The 17,525-nt window shown below is 37.8% G+C and carries 11 protein-coding genes; 4 read left to right on the top strand and 7 right to left on the bottom strand.

Annotation, left to right across the window (positions count from 1 at the left end):
* Positions 1-439: 439 nt before the first annotated feature.
* The 5 genes from NEOC95_RS08940 to NEOC95_RS08920 all read right to left on the bottom strand — a co-directional run bounded on the left by NEOC95_RS08940 (position 440) and on the right by NEOC95_RS08920 (position 6,295).
* Positions 440-1,861, bottom strand: a complete 1,422-nt coding sequence (locus NEOC95_RS08940) for a DUF4116 domain-containing protein (protein ID WP_213152562.1) — start codon at positions 1,859-1,861, stop codon at positions 440-442.
* A 373-nt stretch (positions 1,862-2,234) separates the two neighbouring features.
* On the bottom strand, positions 2,235-3,239 hold the full coding sequence (locus NEOC95_RS08935) for a hypothetical protein (RefSeq protein WP_166158259.1): 1,005 nt from the start codon (positions 3,237-3,239) through the stop codon (positions 2,235-2,237).
* A 274-nt stretch (positions 3,240-3,513) separates the two neighbouring features.
* Positions 3,514-4,542: a hypothetical protein gene (locus NEOC95_RS08930; protein ID WP_213152561.1), complete on the bottom strand. Its 1,029-nt coding sequence runs from the start codon at positions 4,540-4,542 to the stop codon at positions 3,514-3,516.
* Positions 4,543-4,568: 26 nt separating this feature from the next.
* Complete coding sequence (locus NEOC95_RS08925) at positions 4,569-5,729, bottom strand: hypothetical protein (protein ID WP_213152560.1); 1,161 nt, start codon at positions 5,727-5,729, stop codon at positions 4,569-4,571.
* A 14-nt stretch (positions 5,730-5,743) separates the two neighbouring features.
* Positions 5,744-6,295 carry a hypothetical protein gene (locus NEOC95_RS08920; RefSeq protein WP_213152559.1) on the bottom strand — a complete coding sequence of 184 codons (552 nt, stop codon included), beginning with the start codon at positions 6,293-6,295 and terminating at the stop codon, positions 5,744-5,746.
* Between the two features lie 483 nt (positions 6,296-6,778).
* On the opposite strand from NEOC95_RS08920, the gene NEOC95_RS08915 reads away from it, so the two are divergent.
* The 4 genes from NEOC95_RS08915 (at position 6,779) to queA (ending at position 11,291) form a co-directional block, all read left to right on the top strand.
* A complete protein-coding gene (locus tag NEOC95_RS08915) occupies positions 6,779-8,137 on the top strand; it encodes a sodium-dependent transporter (protein WP_166158247.1) in 1,359 nt (452 codons plus the stop codon).
* 9 nt (positions 8,138-8,146) lie between these two features.
* Positions 8,147-9,148: a Holliday junction branch migration DNA helicase RuvB gene (ruvB, locus tag NEOC95_RS08910; protein WP_166158244.1), complete on the top strand. Its 1,002-nt coding sequence runs from the start codon at positions 8,147-8,149 to the stop codon at positions 9,146-9,148.
* A gap of 10 nt (positions 9,149-9,158) precedes the next feature.
* The gene (locus NEOC95_RS08905; protein WP_213152558.1) at positions 9,159-10,001 is read left to right on the top strand and encodes a SpoIID/LytB domain-containing protein; all 843 of its coding nucleotides are present in this window, start codon (positions 9,159-9,161) and stop codon (positions 9,999-10,001) included.
* Between the two features lie 252 nt (positions 10,002-10,253).
* On the top strand, positions 10,254-11,291 hold the full coding sequence (gene queA, locus NEOC95_RS08900) for a tRNA preQ1(34) S-adenosylmethionine ribosyltransferase-isomerase QueA (protein ID WP_213152557.1): 1,038 nt from the start codon (positions 10,254-10,256) through the stop codon (positions 11,289-11,291).
* A gap of 442 nt (positions 11,292-11,733) precedes the next feature.
* Here the strand turns inward: queA and NEOC95_RS08895 are convergent, their stop codons facing one another.
* Together NEOC95_RS08895 and NEOC95_RS08890 are read right to left on the bottom strand one after the other, a co-directional pair.
* On the bottom strand, positions 11,734-16,992 hold the full coding sequence (locus NEOC95_RS08895) for a tetratricopeptide repeat protein (RefSeq protein WP_213152556.1): 5,259 nt from the start codon (positions 16,990-16,992) through the stop codon (positions 11,734-11,736).
* Positions 16,993-17,123: 131 nt separating this feature from the next.
* Positions 17,124-17,525 (bottom strand): ISAs1 family transposase (locus NEOC95_RS08890; protein WP_213152555.1); only part of this gene is annotated, 402 nt, incomplete at its 5' end.

The following is a 17,525-nucleotide window of genomic DNA, read 5'->3' as shown; positions in this document are numbered from 1 at the left end:
GTTAATCTTTAAATTTCCTTTCTTCAGCTCTACTTTACCCAGAAATTTATAGCCTATTGTTTCCCCGCTTTATAATCTGCTGAAAGACTGCAAGTAAAGCAAAAAACCTTCTTATCTCTCCATATTTTTTTAATAAGGCTTAAATCTCCAATACCTGCCTCTCTACTCAAGCGAGATAGTCTTGCTATGCTTACCAATAAAGAATAAATAACGACTAGGAAAAAAAGGTATAAAAATTGAAAATGTTCATAGAGGCTTGCTTTAAAAGGACACTTTATAGTCTATCGGCTCTATTAGCTCAAGGTCTGCTCCATAACAGCTTCAAAACAAGCAACATTAGTCGACAAAATGAAAGCTCCTCTTATCCTAGGCTTGACTAGGCTCATCATTTATTAATAGAGAAAAGTTAAATTTTTTAAATTTAATTGCTCATGATCATTTAGCTTCTAGACAATTCGATAAGTTCCATATCCTTTTGAAGCCTATGGCTAGCATACTTAATAGATAGGCTAGAATGCTTAACGGCAGCAAGGGCAACTTCCTTATCATTCTTAAGAGTTGAGCTAGCATATTGAAGAGCCCAGCCAAATTTTTGAACGATGGCAAGTACTAATTCTTTATTATTTTGAAGATCTGGACTAGCATACTTAAGTGCTAATCCATTTTGCATGGCGGCAGCCAAGATAATGTCTCTATTGCTTTTCAGCTCTTCGCTGGCAAACTCAAGTGCTAATCCATTTTTTTGTACAACAGCATGGATTAGCTCTTTATCGTGTTGGAGTTCTTGGCTTGCATACTTAAGCGCCATACCATTCTGCAAAGCAGCTGCCAATACTAGGCACTTATCATTCTGAAAATCTTCAGTGAGATACTCTAGCATCAAGCCATTTTGTTGAAGAGTAGCAAGAAGAAAATCTTTATCTTTTTGTAGCCTTTGGCTAGCAAATTTTAGCGCTATGCCCTTATTCTTCGCAGCCACAAATACCACTTCTTTATCGTTTTTAAGCTTTTGACTAGCATACTCAAGAGCCAAGCCATTTTGCTCAACAGCAAGAAGAACTATTTCTTTATCGTTCTTAAGCTCATGGCTAGCATGCTCAAGCGCCCAGCCATCTTGCAAAACTGCCGCCTTTACCACTGCCTTGTCGTTTTGGAGTTTTCTGCTTGCAAACTTTAGCACCCAGCCATTTTTCCGAACAAATGCCTGTATGAGGCTCTTATTACTTTTAAGCTCTTTGCTAGCATATTTAAGCGCCCAGCCATTTTGCTCTACAGCAGCTACCATAATTTCATGATCTTTCTTTAGTTCTTTGCTAGCGCTTGCGAATGCTAAACCATCTTTCTTAACAGCAGCAAGAACGATTTCCTGATCATTTTTTAGCTGCTGGCTAGCATACTTAAGAGCCAGGCCATTGCGTTGGACAGCAGCAAGGACGATTTCCCTATTGTTTCTAAGCTCTTGAGAGGCATATTTAAGGGCTAAGCCATCCTGCCTAACAGCTTCAAAGACCACCTCTTTATCATTTTTAAGCTCTTCGCTAGCAAAATAAAGTTTACGGCCTTTTTTGCGCACCGAGGCAAGGATAAACTTTTTATCATGGAAAGGTCGAGGCGTAAGGTCTTCCATTCCAATGAAAATATTTCCTAAAATAGGGATCAATAAAATAAGGCAACGTCTAAAGCTTTTCTTGTTAAGATGGGCATAATAGCGACTTTTTGATATGTTTTCCTTGTTTTTAAAAGGTAAACAGACACACTTCTGAAAAATATCCCATAAATTAGTTAAAGTACTCATTAAAGGTATATAGTCTGCTGCCTTATCTATGAAAACACCTGTGTTTGGCCATGTAGCTATTTTCATAGTAACCTTAGAGTTTAATCTATCTTAAGACGATAGAATAAATGCATTTTTTAATCTTTAAAAAAAGCTAATTGAGCAAAAAGCATTCTGCTCAATAGAAGGTACAATTGCATGAAAAGTTTTTTCCTCCTGTATGAGAGAAAGAAAAAGCAAGTTCAAAATCACTCTTTCCTTAAATGAGTTTCACTAAACAAGATTTTTTTTCTAGCTCTAGCTAAAAATTTAATAAATTAAGTGAGGAAGATTGATGAATCAGGCCTAGCAAGCATTCGTAAGCCAAAGCAAGGTTGTTCATTACAGACAAAAAAGTCCTTTATCATGCCATGTAAGCATGATAAAGGACTTGGAAAAAACTTAAAGGCATTAAAGCCAGCTATTTTCTTACTTTGACATATTTTTTGAAAACTTTTGACATTTCTTTACCAAGGGCTTTGACGGTAGATTTTTTCAATTTCTCTTGAAGAGGATTTTGTAAGCAGAGTTGAGTAATCGATTTCTTTTTTAATTTTCCCTTTTTGATATAACCTGAGTGAATGATTTTACTTGCATATTGTGCAATATCTCGACGATTTAAGGAGACTAAGACGCAATTATTTTTACATTTTGCAGCTATCTCTGATTGGCGTCTATTTAACTTAGGAAAATCAGGCTGCCCCGCATTAAAGTAAATATGAAAGGCTAGCATATGGTCAGGAATATCTGTATTTAACTGATCTGGAGTAATTTTATGGATCATTACCCGGCCTAATTGCTTTTTCATCTCCTTTTCAATTTTTCTTACCCTTTCGTGAAGAGCTTTTTCACGAATAATAACGATCGTATACTCTACGCTATTTTTTTCTTCTATTTTAGCCTCTTTAGATGGCTCTGCAGATTCAATAGAGGAGGTTTGGGACTCGGCAGATGAGGAGCCATTGTTAAGATCAATCTTTTTCTTTTTTTTCGCTTGTTTAGTGCTTACAAGCTCTTTTTGTTCAAGAGCAAGCAAATCGCCATTCTCTGAGCCAGAGATTTTAAGACCTAAGTTATTTATAACTAGCTGCTTCTTTTTATTTTTGCGTGGTTTACCCCTAGCTGCAAAAATTGCTGCTTCTACAAAACCTACAGCACTACCTAAGGCTGGCACAAACTGGGCGGCTGCCATTAAATTATGAAACCGAATAGCAGATTTCATTTTTTTCTTTTCGGTTAACTCATTTTTATCTAAGCGTTTAATCTTACTAAGAAGCTGCCTAGATTTAAGGTAATGCAACACTCCCCCCACTAGAGGAATAACCCTTATAAATTCACTACCGACAGCACCGCAAATGCGAGGAATATATATTCTTTCGTAATCTATCCGTTTTTCTAAACATGTAATATTGTTACCTACTGACATAGCTACTCCTTAAAAGTTGGTATAAATAATTTTCTTTACGAAAAAACTCGATTTATATCAAACATTTTTTAAGTAGTAGCTAAATAAAACTATAAAAGAAAATTGACGAGCTGGAAAAAGTTTTATTTTCTTAGATTAAGTTTTATCTTGAATAGGGAAAAGTTTTTTTATGAGTTTCCTTAATTTAACCTGTGCAAGCATCATGTAAATAAAAGATAAACGAATAAAAAAGAAATTAGCAAGAAACGGTGCCTTTCCAGCACCGTTAGCAAGATTAAACAGCTGCAGCTCTCTTAACTGATTCAGTATGAGTGCGCGCTAGCTCATTCATAATCGCAAATAATTGCTGACTAGATTGATGGATTTTTTCTATGCTTCGATCACGGTCATGGCGAGTTTGTTTTAACTTCTCCCCTTCATGATCATGCTCGGTACGAGCAGCCATTTTTTTCTCCGATTCAATGTCCCCAATTTTGCTAATAGCATGTCCAAATCCACTTATTCCGTGCGAAGTTTGGCCTAAATTTGTTAAAGTTTTGCCGAGCATGGAAGTGTCACCTAGCATCTGGCCACCTAAAGGAGCAAAGGAAAGAGCTGCTCCTGTTCCTTGTAGAAAGACTGAAACATAGGTCCAAGCACGCCCGCCTTCAAATGTTTTCACTCTTTTTTTAACATTTACTTCTAGATGCTTAAATAAATCATCGATCTCTTTCTTGTTATAACGATGACCAAGCGATCCTAACAAAATGGAAATTTTGCACATCATTTCCATCATGGCTTTCATATTGCCGCCATTAGCATTTTGTAGCTCTAGTTCATAAGCGACAAGCATATCCTCAATTTCTTTAATACGTTGAGCTTCGATATCCTCTTTCTTGTTAATTTTAACTGGGGCTAGCTCACTAGTCGGCTCGATTGCCAAGGGGGCAGTTATCGACACGTTTTTAATGCTAGCTAGTTTATTTTTTCCAAAAAGGTTAAAGGCCTTGTCTTTCCAGCTAACTAAGGTTTCTTTATTAAAAAGTTGCCAAAAACTTTTTTTATTTCTTTTTAAAATTGCTTCCTTTTGCTTGGCTTTTTGCATTTCAGCTATTTTTAGATTAGCTTCTTGTTCCGATTCAATAAAAAGATCTTTAGCAGCGTAAATAGGAAGGGGGAAATCTTTACAAGATGCGACTGAGCTAGAATAACGCTCGGTAGTCTGAATGGCATCGCTAGCTTTAAAATCTAGCGGATACTCTCCACCTAATGGGCCACGGGGCGCACAAGAGGAATAGCTTTCTTTTATTGCATCTTCACGCATAATCAATTCTCCTCAAAAATTATTATTTATTTACCATACTGGGCAGAAAGAAGTCCACTTCCCATTTCCGCATGGCTTATCAAAGAAACTAGCGCTTTTTTAATCTCTTGAACATCCACTTTAAGTTGAAATTGGTATTCATCGCGTTGGGATGTCCTTGCTAACAACTCACCTTGCAGTTTATTTAGTTTATCTTTAGTGTCACCTTTTAACCAAGTATTAAATGCTTGGCCTGCTCCTGCCATGCCATTGAAAACTCCCGTTACAAACATAAGGGGCGCGGCAGCACCACCTGTAGCTATTGTAGCTGCAGTTGCCACTACCATAGCAGCAGAGGCTATTCCCCCTAGGGCTTGCGTGACCGTTAATCCTACGCTGACTTTTTCTAAAACACCAGAGCGTTTACCTATCAGAGCAAGTTCAGCTTGAATTTGCATACGCTCGGCGTGCAGCGCTTTTAAGTCTTGCTGCCTGTGAAGAATTTGCTGATTGATTAGCGTAGCCTGCTCTTGGCGTAACTCCCCTTGCTTAACTAATATGGCTAGCATAGCTTTTAAAGGATCCATAACGGTGATATCTACATATTTAAAATCTTCATCGATCTCTTTAAAAGAAGGACGTGCCAGCGGCTTAGCTGGTGAAGAATACTCTCGCTCCATTATTTTTTCAGCAGGCTTACTGCCTTTTGAGCTTCCGCTAAAAAAGCTCCATTTTTCTTTAATCCAATCACCTAGCTGGTATAAAAAGCCTTTCTTTTGTTTTCCTAAAGCTTCTATTTTAATCGTTTCAGGTTGCTTATGAATAGCAGATGATCTATTTTTAAATTCCTCAAGTGCACAAGCTTGGGTAGTCGACTCAAGTGAAATCTTCATTTTTTGTTGGGCTTCTAAGGCAGGCACAAAAGCCTTTTTTTGCGGAGCTCCTAGATAACCCATTAAAGTATTTCGCAAATTCTCCATCCAGGAGAGGGCTTTTTTATTTTTTTCCCCGTGAAGTTGCTCGTTTTGCACAGCTTGATTAGTAGCTTCAATAGGTTTTAAAGAAGTAATCGAACTTGCATACAGAGAAGGCTGGACATCAGCAGGTGCAGAACCTTGCTTTTTCCAATAGCTGTTGCCATGCGTTTCGGCATTTGTATTTAATTCCCAACTCCTTTCTGAACTTGAGTTAAGTTTATCTAACAGCATATGATCCTCCTCAATTAACGGCCTACGATAGCACGAGCTTTGCTCATTTTATCATCATGGATAGGTTTTAAAATAGCGCGAGCCATTTGATAAGACTCATAACGCTCATTAATTAGTCGATTGACAGTCTGCATTTGCATATCATTTTTAGTATTATAATCGTCAATGGTCATACGAATATTATCAATTAACCTATCGCGTTGATCTTTCGTATAGATCATTTTACCGTTTTTAATAGAGCCTTCCTGAATATCAATCCCTAATTTTTCTTTAGCGTCTTTCAAATGCTGAGTTAAATCATGCGAGGTATCAAAAGATAATTCACTGCGATCAGTGGTATGGCTGTTAATCAGCTTTAACACCTTATGCATCTGCACTACTTCTTCCTGACGTTTTTTCAATTCTTGAAATTCATCATTGCTTTTTTGCTGGAGTTGATTAAGCCGCTCGGTGAGTAGAAGAAACACGAGCTGTTCTAGTTCCATTTCTGTCGTCTCTTTGGAATCTTCGCTTTTAACTGCATTTAAAGCCTTCGTCCTCGATACTTCACTATTAAAACTTGTCATCAGTTTTCTCCTTGAAAAATATGCCAAAACAAAAACCTGCCCTAAATTAACCGGTTTGATGTTTGGTATTACATTTTAATTAAAAACAAAAACGTCATAAATTCCGATTGTATCATCCAACGTCCAATTAAAGCAATTTTTTTTAACTTATTCAGTGATTCTTTTTACTGCAGCTTTTAGAACTACCCCTTCTATCATTAGAAAATGGCAAACAAAACAATAAAAAGCTTAAAGTGTCTATAAAGGAAAAAAATTTTTAATATCTAAAGTTAACCTTAGCTTGCCAATCTCTTAGAATAGTTTATTATATCCCCTCTATTTTGAGCTTATCAGCTAGCGAATAGATTTTATAATGCAAATATTTAAAGACTTCGCTACACTTTTGGCAACCCTAAAATAATATACCGCGCCTTTTAGATTATAAGCGGCCAAATTGCCAGGCTGAATAGATGATCAATGCCGGTTAACAAACAGGAATACTGAATGACAAGACCTTTATGGGGTTCGCGCTTAGGCTTTATCTTTGCCGTGGCAGGATCAGCGGTTGGACTCGCTAACATTTGGCGCTTTCCTTACATTGTAGGCCAATATGGAGGCTCTGCTTTTATTATCGTTTACTTATTGTGCTTATTTCTGATTGGATTTCCCGTCTTTATGGCAGAGATGTTAATCGGTCGAACAGCGCAAACAAGTCCTAGCGGAGCTTTCCGCCTTTTAGGAGGCAAATTAGCATGGTCTTGGGCAGGAAAGCTAACCATTCTTACAGGATTTATTGTTAGTTCTTTTTATAGTGCAATCGCTGGATGGGTGCTGGGATACCTAGTTGAGGCAGTCCAAGGAAATCTTTCGAATTTTACCTCGGCTACTCAAGTGGCTGATCATCATCGTAGCCTTATGAATAACCCACTATGGGGGCTAAGCTTTCATTTTTGTTTTCTTCTTATCTGTATTGGAATTTTATATCTTGGAGTGCGTAACGGCATTGAACGAGGCAACAAGATTATGATGCCTTTACTATTTTTAGTTCTACTCTATTTAGTAGGCACAGGTTTAAAGATGCCAAATGCTCAGCTAGGGCTAGAATTTTTACTTAAACCCGATTGGAGTCTTCTCACTCCCACTGCAATCTTAGCCGCGCTAGGTCAGTCATTTTTTACCCTTAGCATAGGACAAGGCACTATAGTAACCTATGGTAGTTATTTAAAGCCTGATGAAAATTTAGTAAAAAGCAGCTATCCTGTAGTGATTATGGATACACTCGTCTCTTTGCTTTCTGCAGTAGCTGTCTTCACGATTGTTTTTTCCGTAGATTTAAAACCTGATCAAGGCTCGGGGCTTATTTTCCATACCCTCCCGTGGGTATTCAGCCATCTTCCTGGTGGGCATTTCCTAGCAAGCATGTTCTTTTTACTCGTAGTTTTAGCAGCAACGACTTCAGAAATATCTGCAATGGAGCCTACAATCGCATATTTAATGGACGAATGGGGGTGGAAACGTCGTCAAGCCGTATTAATTTGTGGCTTGGGTGCTTTCCTTGTAGGTATTCCGAGTGCTCTTTCAAGCAGCATCCTGGCTGATGTACGCTGGCAGGGAATGACTTTTCTTGCTCTTACTGATTTTGTTGCTAACGCTATCCTTATTCCGGTTGGAGGCTTTTTAGCCATCATCCTCGTAGGATGGGTATGGGGCACTACTCATAGCTTAAATAGTTTAAAACTAGGCTCTTCTCATTTTTTTGACAATCATCCTTGGCTATTGCATTATTTTAGGTTTTGCTTTAAAATAATGTCTCCTATCTTAATAATATTTGTTTTCCTAAACGCCTTAGGGTTCTTTTCCTAAAGATTAATTATGGAATCAAAAAATTACATTGAATCTACTCTAGGTCAAGAAGATGTTACTTTTGAAGTCCCCTTACGCCCTCAATCCTTGGCTGATTTTATCGGCCAAGATCAGTTACGTGAACGACTAACAGTTCTTATAGAAGCTGCCAAGCAACGTAAAGAAGCATTAGGGCATTGCCTCTTTTCTGGCCCCCCAGGTTTAGGAAAAACAACACTTGCTAATATTCTTGCTAAGGTCATGGGCACTAATATAGTGATAACCTCAGGCCCAGTCATTGAGAAGCCTGGCGATCTTGCTGGCTTGCTCACTAACCTCAAAGATGGCGACATTCTCTTTATCGATGAAATTCATCGCCTCAACCGTACCATCGAAGAATATCTTTATCCTGCTATGGAGGATTTTGTGCTCGATCTTATGATCGACAGTGGCCCCAATGCGCGTAGCGTTCAAGTTAAATTAAGCAAATTCACCTTAGCAGGTGCAACGACCCGTTCAGGACTGCTTTCTAGCCCTCTAAGATCTCGTTTTGCGCTTAATTGTCGCTTGGAACTTTATCCTCCCGAGATTCTGGTGCAAATCATCATGCGTACAGGGCGCATTTTAAATTTAAATATCGCCCCTGAAGCGGCTTTAGAAATTGCCCGCCGTGCACGCGGGACTCCACGAATTGCCAATAATCTTTTGCGCTGGGTGCGTGATTATGCCCAGATCCGTGCAGGTAATAAAATTAACCCAGAAGTTGTTTCAAAAGCTTTAGAAATGCTTTCCATCGATCATAAAGGTTTAGATGAAATGGATATTAAGATTTTAGAAACGATGATTCACCATTATAAGGGTGGCCCGGTGGGACTCAATACTATTGCTGTTGCTATTGGAGAAGAAGCCCATACGATTGAAGAAGTGTACGAGCCCTACCTTATCATGCAAGGTTTTATTAAAAGAACTCCGCGCGGTCGTGAAGTCACACCTCTTGCCTATCAGCATTTAAAATTAACGATCAATAATTAGGAGAACGACTATGATCAAAAAAATGTTCATCGCTTTCTTGAGTCTCATTCTACTGTCCAATGCAGCGTATGCAGGCATAGCAGATTCTTTATCTACCTTTTTTAACAAACCCTTGCCGGCAGCCAATGATACTTTAAAAATTTTAATTATGCATAATAAACCAGGGACTATGTTGGAGGTCAAAGGTAAATACAAAATTTATGATCCTCATGCCAATAAGCATATAAGCACACGCTTTATCGGTAAAAAAAAATATATTCAACCTTTAAGCGAAGGCTTAAAATGGCAGGAAGAGTTTCCAGGCCTTTACCAGCTCATGATTCTGCCTGATGACAAAGCTACTACTATAATAGTCGACGGCATTGAATATAAAGGACGTATTTACATCTATGACATCGGAGGTACAATTAGTATTGTTAATGAAATTCCTTTTGATGAATATGTCAAAACAGTCCTAGCAGCAAGGCTGCAAGCACCGCTGCCAGGAGAAGCTTTAGCTGCAGTGGCCATTGCGGCACGCACAAATGCCTATTATCTAAAGCAAAAAGCTCCTAGTCATTACTGGGACGTTGAAGCCAGACAAATAGGCTATCAGGGATATGCCCTTTCTCCCCCTTCTAACCTTATCGAGCAAGCGGTTAAAGCCACTCACCATATGGTGATGACTTTTTCTTCAAATCCGTTGATGGCTAAGTGGGATAGTATAGAAGCAATAGATGGAGCAGATGCGCAAGTTATCCATTCTAAAATTTCTTTAGATCAAGCTGCCATGCTTGCCCATCAAGGTGAACATGCCGCTCAAATTCTTAGGAAAGCTTTCCCTGGTGCACAAGTAGATTTAATCGCGAATTAATTAACATAGTAAAACTAATTCAATAACCTTGCCTATAGAAGCTAGACAGAGATAGAGATAGAAAGCCAAACTAAAAAAAGTAAAGATAAAGAAAGCCTGCGCTTAAGAGGCACTTTAAGGCTGAGTTAAATGAGATGGATCTTTCTCAACAGATTTTCATTCCTAACACCACCTTTAAATTTTCTGACCCCCTATAATGGTTTCTTGCTCGATTCCCTGTCACCTTTAAGGACTTTATATCTCTAACCTTTTATGAAAGATTGGCATTCACTAAATAATTATCTATATGATTTACCTGAAGAGTTGATCGCTCAATACCCGTGCGAGCCTCGTGATACTACACGATTACTTGTAGTCGACCGCTCTTCAGGAAATATGTATGAAATGGTTTTTCATGAATTGGCTGACTTTTTAGGCAAAGGAGATAGCCTAGTATTCAATAATACCAAAGTTCTTCCCTCTCGCCTTATCGGTTCACGTTCTACGGGTGGTAAAGCAGAGATATTATTGATCAAAAGGCTTCCAACAGGCGATTGGGAAGCTTTAGTAAAACCGGGTAAAAAACTAGGCAAGGGAAGCTATGTGACCTTTAAAGAAGGTTTTTCCTGCAAAATTATAGACGTTTTAGCCGATGGCAAGCGTGTGGTCAATTTCGATTATGAAGGAGATATTACACAAGCTTTAGAAAAATTTGGTCATATCCCTCTCCCTCCTTATATGCGTCGCGCAGCTATTCCTGAACTAGATAAGGAGCGCTATCAAACTGTCTATGCGCAACATCCTGGCTCTGTAGCTGCACCTACCGCAGGCTTGCACTTTACGGATAAGTTGCTACAAAAACTTGAAGGAAAAAGCGTTCAGGTAGATAAACTTACATTGCATATTGGCTTAGGAACTTTTCTGCCTGTTAAGGTAGAGGATATACGTGAACATCAAATGCATGATGAATCCTTTGAAATTAGCCAAGAGACAGCCGAGCGCCTTAATAAAAGACCTATCAACAAGCGACAAATCTGCGTAGGTACCACTTCTTGTCGTGCTCTAGAGGCAGCATCCTCCCCTTCTGGTACGATAATGGGAGGGAAATATAACACCAACATCTTTATTCATCCGGGCTATCAATTTAAATATGTACAACATCTCTTAACCAACTTTCATCAGCCAGGTTCAAGTCTACTTATGCTAGTCAGTGCTTTTGCTTCACCGGAGTTAATCAAAGAAGCTTATAATAAGGCTATTAAAGAGCGTTACCGTTTTCTTTCGTATGGCGATGCTATGTTAATTCTATAAATGCCCATCTTATTCTTCAAAAAATATTTTCTCCATCCGAACCTAAGCAAGCCTCATCGCATAAACAATTTAATAGCGAATCTCTTAAGTCACGCCCCCTATCAGACCTTATACCCTAGGTTGGGACTCATTGCTTTTTAGAGATTTTAAGTTTTTTCATAGATAAAAGGTTTACCATATAGCTCTGCTCGCTATCAGCTATTTTTGTAGAACGCAAATTCCTCTACCCTACATTCCTCAACAAAAGAAATAATTAAGAAATTTGAAGACTAATCGAGTAAGATATTTTCTTTAAAAAAGCACATCGCCGTTTCGATCAGCATCCTTTAAGTATCCATGAACTTAAATCAGTAGAGTTTTCATTACAATTTCTTGCTCATCACGATAGCAATCAGATAACCTTTCAATTTACTGCTAAAATGAAGCTCAACTCCATATGCCCTTAATCGTGCATAGCTTTTTTGGCTGCATTCTTTGCACACTCCAATAAATAATGAGCCATAGGGTCAAGAGAAGCTCCAACTTTCTGGTTAAAATTTTCCAAATTCTTTTGAGCATCTTCCAATTGACCTAATTTAATGCAACAATTGATGAGTAGCTTATAAGCTAAAATTGAAGCTACTACTGTTACATCTAACCCCTCTTGCTCAATTTTTATTTTTAAGTCTATATCAATAATATTCATCTCCATTTTTCCATAGGAAAGCTCTTTTTGATCAATTTGATAGGCTATTGATTGGAGTAGAAATTCAAGTGCTTCAAGTTCATGTCCCCCTATATAAAGTAAGTGTCCAAGTTCACAAAAATTTCCTGAATTTGGGCGTAATTGTATTGCTTTTTCCAACTTTTCTCTAGCTTTACTAAACTCATGCTGAGAGGCATAACAACAGCCTAAATTATGATAAGCTGAGGCCACAAATTCCAAACTGTAAGGATCACCCTCTTCATAAAAATTTATACCTTCTTCAAATTTTCTAACTGCCATTTGTATATCGTGATTTTCCTGCCAAAAATAATAAGCTTGATAAATTAAAACAACACCCAAATTGTTCTTGATTTTTTTCAAGATACCATGGCTCGAAGATAACACATCATTATAAACAAACAACAATTGCAACAAATATTCTTCAGCTTTTTGATAATTTTGTGAATTGATTGACTCTTCACTTAGTTGATTAAGTTCTCTCAATACGTTAACCAAATATTTTTTAGCTTCTGTATTAGATACCATTTTGATTATGATTCCTTGCAAAATTAAGCTTATATATTCACAGATCTGGACGTCTTGATGATTTTCTGCTTGGATTTTTTGGTAAAGGGATAAGGCTTGTTTCAAGTACTTTGGAATCTTTTGATACTCTTCAAAATATTGTAAAATGGAACATAAGTCACAAATAACTTCTAAATAGTCAACATTATATAAAGAAAATTGCTTATGCATTTGATAAGCTTTTTCAGTATATTCTCTTGCTTCTTGATAGTGTTCTTGTCTCATTAAAAGTACACGCAAGCTTCCTAGGACTTGCAAGATCTTCTTACTGTAGTTTTCAGACCCGATCTGCTCATACAAATTAAGAGCTTGCTTGAATTTTTCCTTTGCATCTTCATAATAATGCAAATTAAAGCAAACCATGCCAAGTGTAAATAATATTTCTGCTTTAACAGCTTCTTTATCACTTTCAATTTTAAATTGAGACTTTTCGATTAGATAGAGGGCTTCTGAACTATGTTCCATTGCTTCCCAATTATTTTTGAATGCCATCTCGATTGCACTCAACTTTCTTAAAATGCGTATCGTTAATTCCGCGCAGTTGTTAGTCTTTATACTCCTGCAAATTGAGAGAGCTTTTTGAAAGAATTTTTTGGCTTGTGCTTCATTGGCAGCGTAGTAATAAATTTCTCCTAATTTTGTTGCACATTCTGCAAAAGTTTCAGGATATAGTGGCAAAGCTGCTTTCAAAAGAGGAAAGGCTGTTTCAAAACATATTTTTGCTTTTTCGTATTTTTTTGATTTCATAAGTATTGTGCCTAAATCGCAGAGGGTTGCGGCCCTCTCGGGGCTGTCTGAAGGTAAATGAACGTGATAAATACTAAGCGCATTTTTCAAATAGTTTTTTGCTTCAATCTTATTACCCAAATTTATAAAAACCTCACTTATACGCCGGTAAACAGATGCTAAAGATAATTGATTTGCAGGAAAAGATTCGAGTACCTCCAAAAGAGGAATCGACAGCTTAAGCTCATCGATCGCTTCAGAGTAAAGTTTTAAATCTGCTAAAATTGATGCCTGAGCATTTTTAGTTCTTACTAATAATCGCATTACTTCCACATGAGTCGATGTAATCTCTTTATCGGGGTCAAGTGTTTCATTAGGTTTAATTTCTAAAAGTTTATAACTAATAGAGATTGCTTTGCGGTAGAATTTATGCGCCTTGCCTAGGTCATTTAAACTATAGTAAGCTAAACCCAAGTTATGAAAAAGGCGAACGCACTGAAGAGAAGTTGATCCATAAATTTCTTTTATTAAGGGAAGACATTGACGATACAAAATCTCTAAGGCATGAATAGTCGCTCCCTGATAAACCAAATACAATGTTTTGCTATCTAACACATCGCACACTGTATGTTTTTCTACCTGCAAGTTTAATGCATGTTGAGAAATACTGTCTGCATGAGATACTAATTGTAAGTTTCTTTTAGTTTTTTGTATGTCTTCTTTCGTAAAATCAAAGAAGCTGGCAAATAAATTAATTGACTTCCCACAGACCTCTTTTTGTTTTTCTTCTTTAAGCTGGTCTCTTGTCACCAGCTGCACTAAGCTATGAATATTAATCGCCTCAGCATGGGCCTCAATCATAGAATAACGTCTAAGCAAATCAATACTATGGTTAACGTCTAATGACGGAGTTTCTGATTGATAAAGCTTAATCACCCACTCTTTAAGCAAATCACGCGGAATGCCATGTGAACTCAAGTAAGAACAAAACTGCATTAAAGGATCGGCTAAAGAGGGATATTCATTACTTTCCTTTTCTCTTGCTTCTTCCTGCCGAATCTTTTCCATAGACACGTGCCACGTCACCTGGACTGTCGCCTGGTAGATATCTGGCGGCACTTCAAATTCCCATAATACCTTATAGTGTTGTTCAAACTTCTCCCTATACTCTTCTATGGAAATGCGCGTTTCTTTGATATAAAAAGCCGCTTGAGAAACAGCTAAGGGTAAATTTTGTAATAGATCTGCTAGCTTGCCAGCTTCTGCTTTTTGATCTTCTAGATGAGTAATTTTTAGGATAAGCTCAATGGATTCTTCTCGTTTAAAAACGCCTAGGGTAAAAACTTGGGCATTAGGCCAATTAGGCTTACGAGAAGTAATGAGAAGATGTCCACCCGATTCAGGCAGCCAGCTATTAAGAGTGGTAGCATTTTCGGCATCATCAAAAATAAGCAGCCAACCGGGATTTTCTTTAAGCCAGTGATGGACTTTTTTGACTAAGGCTTTATCTTCCTTTTCTTCTTCTTCGGTTAAATAAATTTGCAGCTTTTCTGCTAAGCTAGCGTACGATTGGATTAAAGTAGTCTCGCTTTCCCCATTTAGCCACCAAATAAGACTATATTGCGGTGCTGCACGGTAAGCATATTGTAGGGCTAGCTGGGTTTTACCTACCCCTCCTAAGCCTACTTGTGCAGCTAACACTAAGGGCTTACCTTGCGTTAATGTTTCCTCTAAAGCCACTAAATCAGCTTCGCGACCAGTAAAGTACTCATTAGGGAGTGTTAAATTGCTCCTAGCCTCCAAGTAGGCTTTGTGCTCTGCTAAGCTTGCGGCTTGCCTAGTAAAATAGACTTTTAAAGGCCAAGCATTATCGTTTAGCCAATCAGTAGCTCTTTTTAAAGAGCTAGGTACACCCCCTAAGGCTTGCCCTATCTTTTCAGCTTCTTCAACGCTATGTTCGTCCTTTTGGTGAATGACTTGTAAGAGGTAGTCTTTGCTTTCCTCGCTACTAAATAAATTCACGGGTATTTGAAAAATAGCACTATCATGAGCTTTATCGCGCGAAGTAACAATTAATTTACCCTGTTTTTTTTGAGCAAGCTCTATAAGGCCTAATTTTCTTAGCAGAGAAATATGGCTAAGCCCATCGATGATGATCAGCCAATGGCTATGCGTACCTAGCCACTCTTGCCAATCCTGCCCTACTTTCTGGCTAAATTCTTGTAAGCCTTGCTCGATAAACCACTCTTTTTCTCCTCTCAACCACAGGGCTTGGCTATAAAGCTCCCTTTGTGCATAAAAATAAGCTTTAGTGAGTTCTGTTTTACCTGTAGGGCAATTGATTCCTTCCTCATTAATCAAACTTACCAGGCCAAATTTTTTTAAGCCTTTCTCTAAAGCTTTACTAAGATTAGGACGGCAAAAAAGATTTGCACTGGGCAAAGGAGCTTCTATATAGCTTAAGACATATTCTTCTAAATAGCTACCCTCTTGAGGAGCAGGTAATAAAATGACTTTTTTATCTGTAGCTTGTGGATTATAAAGAGCAAAAAGACCGGGCTGTTCTACTTCATTGACCAGGCGAATGAGAGCTTGAGGCTCAATTTCGCCTTGCAGGCCTCCTTGAATTTGGTTAGAAGAGATTTCTTCTATCAGCTTTTCTTTTCTATACAAATACCCTTTTAAGAAGCCACCTTTTATATACAAATAGAGCTTTTCTGCTTGGTTGCCAGTTATCATGCAACCTACGTAGATCTCAGAAACTGTAGAAGAAGACTTATCTAAAGAAAGAGGAAGGAGAGAATCGTTTAGCGAAGAAAAAAATGGAAAAGGATCACTTAGCATCTCAAGCTGATGTAATGTTTTTTGAGCATAAATAAAATGGCCGCCTAAATCCACAATAAAGATATATTCTTGAGGCCTTTCTTCTTGAGGAATAGTTTCCCATTCCTGGGATCTATCATCTTCCGCTAGACCTGTTTGGGAAAAAATTAACCTATCATGAATACCGCAAATCGATCGTTCTTCATTAACCGTTATTAATCTTATAGGAATAGATAAAGCTGCAGCTAATAAATCTCCTTCACCTAAACCACTTATCCAAGCTCCTTTTCCTATTATTTCTGCTGCTCTTATATGGTTCGAATGTTTAACAATGTCTGAAAGTACTTGCCTTAAATAGGAAATTTTATCTTTTTGACCATCTAGCAAGGGTATCTTTCTAGAAAGTCCTTCATAGCTTCCTAAAAAAGCGCTAAAAAAGCAGTCGCCGTCCCCTGAGGTACCTTTTAGTTCATAGCCTTCGGTATATAGGTAGGTAGCTACAGCATTTACTTTTACTAGCATAGCTTTGCTGATAGGAGTGCCAGGATCATGCCATAAAAATTCAGCGGTGCTCGACGAATTCCATTTAGGCGCAGGAAGATCTAGAGAAATTAATTGATCGCTTACCGCTTTTATTTCTTTCTGTGAGCTACTTTTATCACTTCCTTGATAAAAGCCTTTCCATAAATTGGCTTGTTGAATTAGCTGCTTCCATTCTTTACATACTAGTCTTGCTTGACGCAAGTCTACCAACTGCAATTTTGCAAATATCTGTAAGCTAATCTCGACATAAGGACCCTGGCTAGGGGAAAGGTTTCTTTTTTCTATTTCCTTAAAGTCAGGAAATACAAAAGGAACAGGGGTTGAATTTCCTATGCTCATAAGTTTTTCCTTTTAAATTCATTTATTTTTTTATATAATTTAAATTTTAATTTTCTAATGTTTACTTAAATCTAGTAGCCTACTTATAGCCTTAATCCTATCTAATTCACCAGGGAAATTGCATGAAGATTTTATTTACCATTTAGCATTTCCATCATATACTCTCGATTCCATCCAGCTTTTGCTCTCTTACCCTTAATTCCTGCTTTTGTTTTTGTATCAGCTTTTAGTAGATTCATTGTACATCTTTTCAAAACTGATAGATTTTGGGCGCCGTGGTCTTTACGGACTTTGCTTTTATCTTCCCCATAAGAAACATCTAATTGCCAATGAACCTTATTCTCTATAGACCAGTGCGAACGTATGCCTAGCCCATGCTTTTCAGCGCTAGCTTTTTCACTAGCAATATAGTATCTAGCTTCTACTGATGTCTTATCTTTAATGCACCTAGTGCTCCTCATGCAGACCAGAGCATTTAGGTCCACCCATTCTTCTTTTTGAGGCAGCCAATCTAACTCATGGGTACACCAGAC

It is taken from the genome of Neochlamydia sp. AcF95 (genome assembly GCF_018342455.1).
GTDB lineage: Bacteria > Chlamydiota > Chlamydiia > Chlamydiales > Parachlamydiaceae > Neochlamydia.
The sequence above is the reverse complement of the archived record's forward strand: the minus strand, read 5'-3'. Positions and strand labels throughout refer to the sequence as shown.

Coding starts and splice junctions, on each gene's coding strand:
- queA (WP_213152557.1), top strand. CDS start 10,254: ATGAAAGATTGGCATTCACTAAATAATTATCTATATGATTTACCTGAA.
- NEOC95_RS08930 (WP_213152561.1), bottom strand. CDS start 4,542: ATGCGTGAAGATGCAATAAAAGAAAGCTATTCCTCTTGTGCGCCCCGT.
- NEOC95_RS08895 (WP_213152556.1), bottom strand. CDS start 16,992: ATGAGCATAGGAAATTCAACCCCTGTTCCTTTTGTATTTCCTGACTTT.
- NEOC95_RS08935 (WP_166158259.1), bottom strand. CDS start 3,239: ATGTCAGTAGGTAACAATATTACATGTTTAGAAAAACGGATAGATTAC.
- NEOC95_RS08940 (WP_213152562.1), bottom strand. CDS start 1,861: ATGAAAATAGCTACATGGCCAAACACAGGTGTTTTCATAGATAAGGCA.
- NEOC95_RS08920 (WP_213152559.1), bottom strand. CDS start 6,295: ATGACAAGTTTTAATAGTGAAGTATCGAGGACGAAGGCTTTAAATGCA.
- ruvB (WP_166158244.1), top strand. CDS start 8,147: ATGGAATCAAAAAATTACATTGAATCTACTCTAGGTCAAGAAGATGTT.
- NEOC95_RS08925 (WP_213152560.1), bottom strand. CDS start 5,729: ATGCTGTTAGATAAACTTAACTCAAGTTCAGAAAGGAGTTGGGAATTA.
- NEOC95_RS08905 (WP_213152558.1), top strand. CDS start 9,159: ATGATCAAAAAAATGTTCATCGCTTTCTTGAGTCTCATTCTACTGTCC.
- NEOC95_RS08915 (WP_166158247.1), top strand. CDS start 6,779: ATGACAAGACCTTTATGGGGTTCGCGCTTAGGCTTTATCTTTGCCGTG.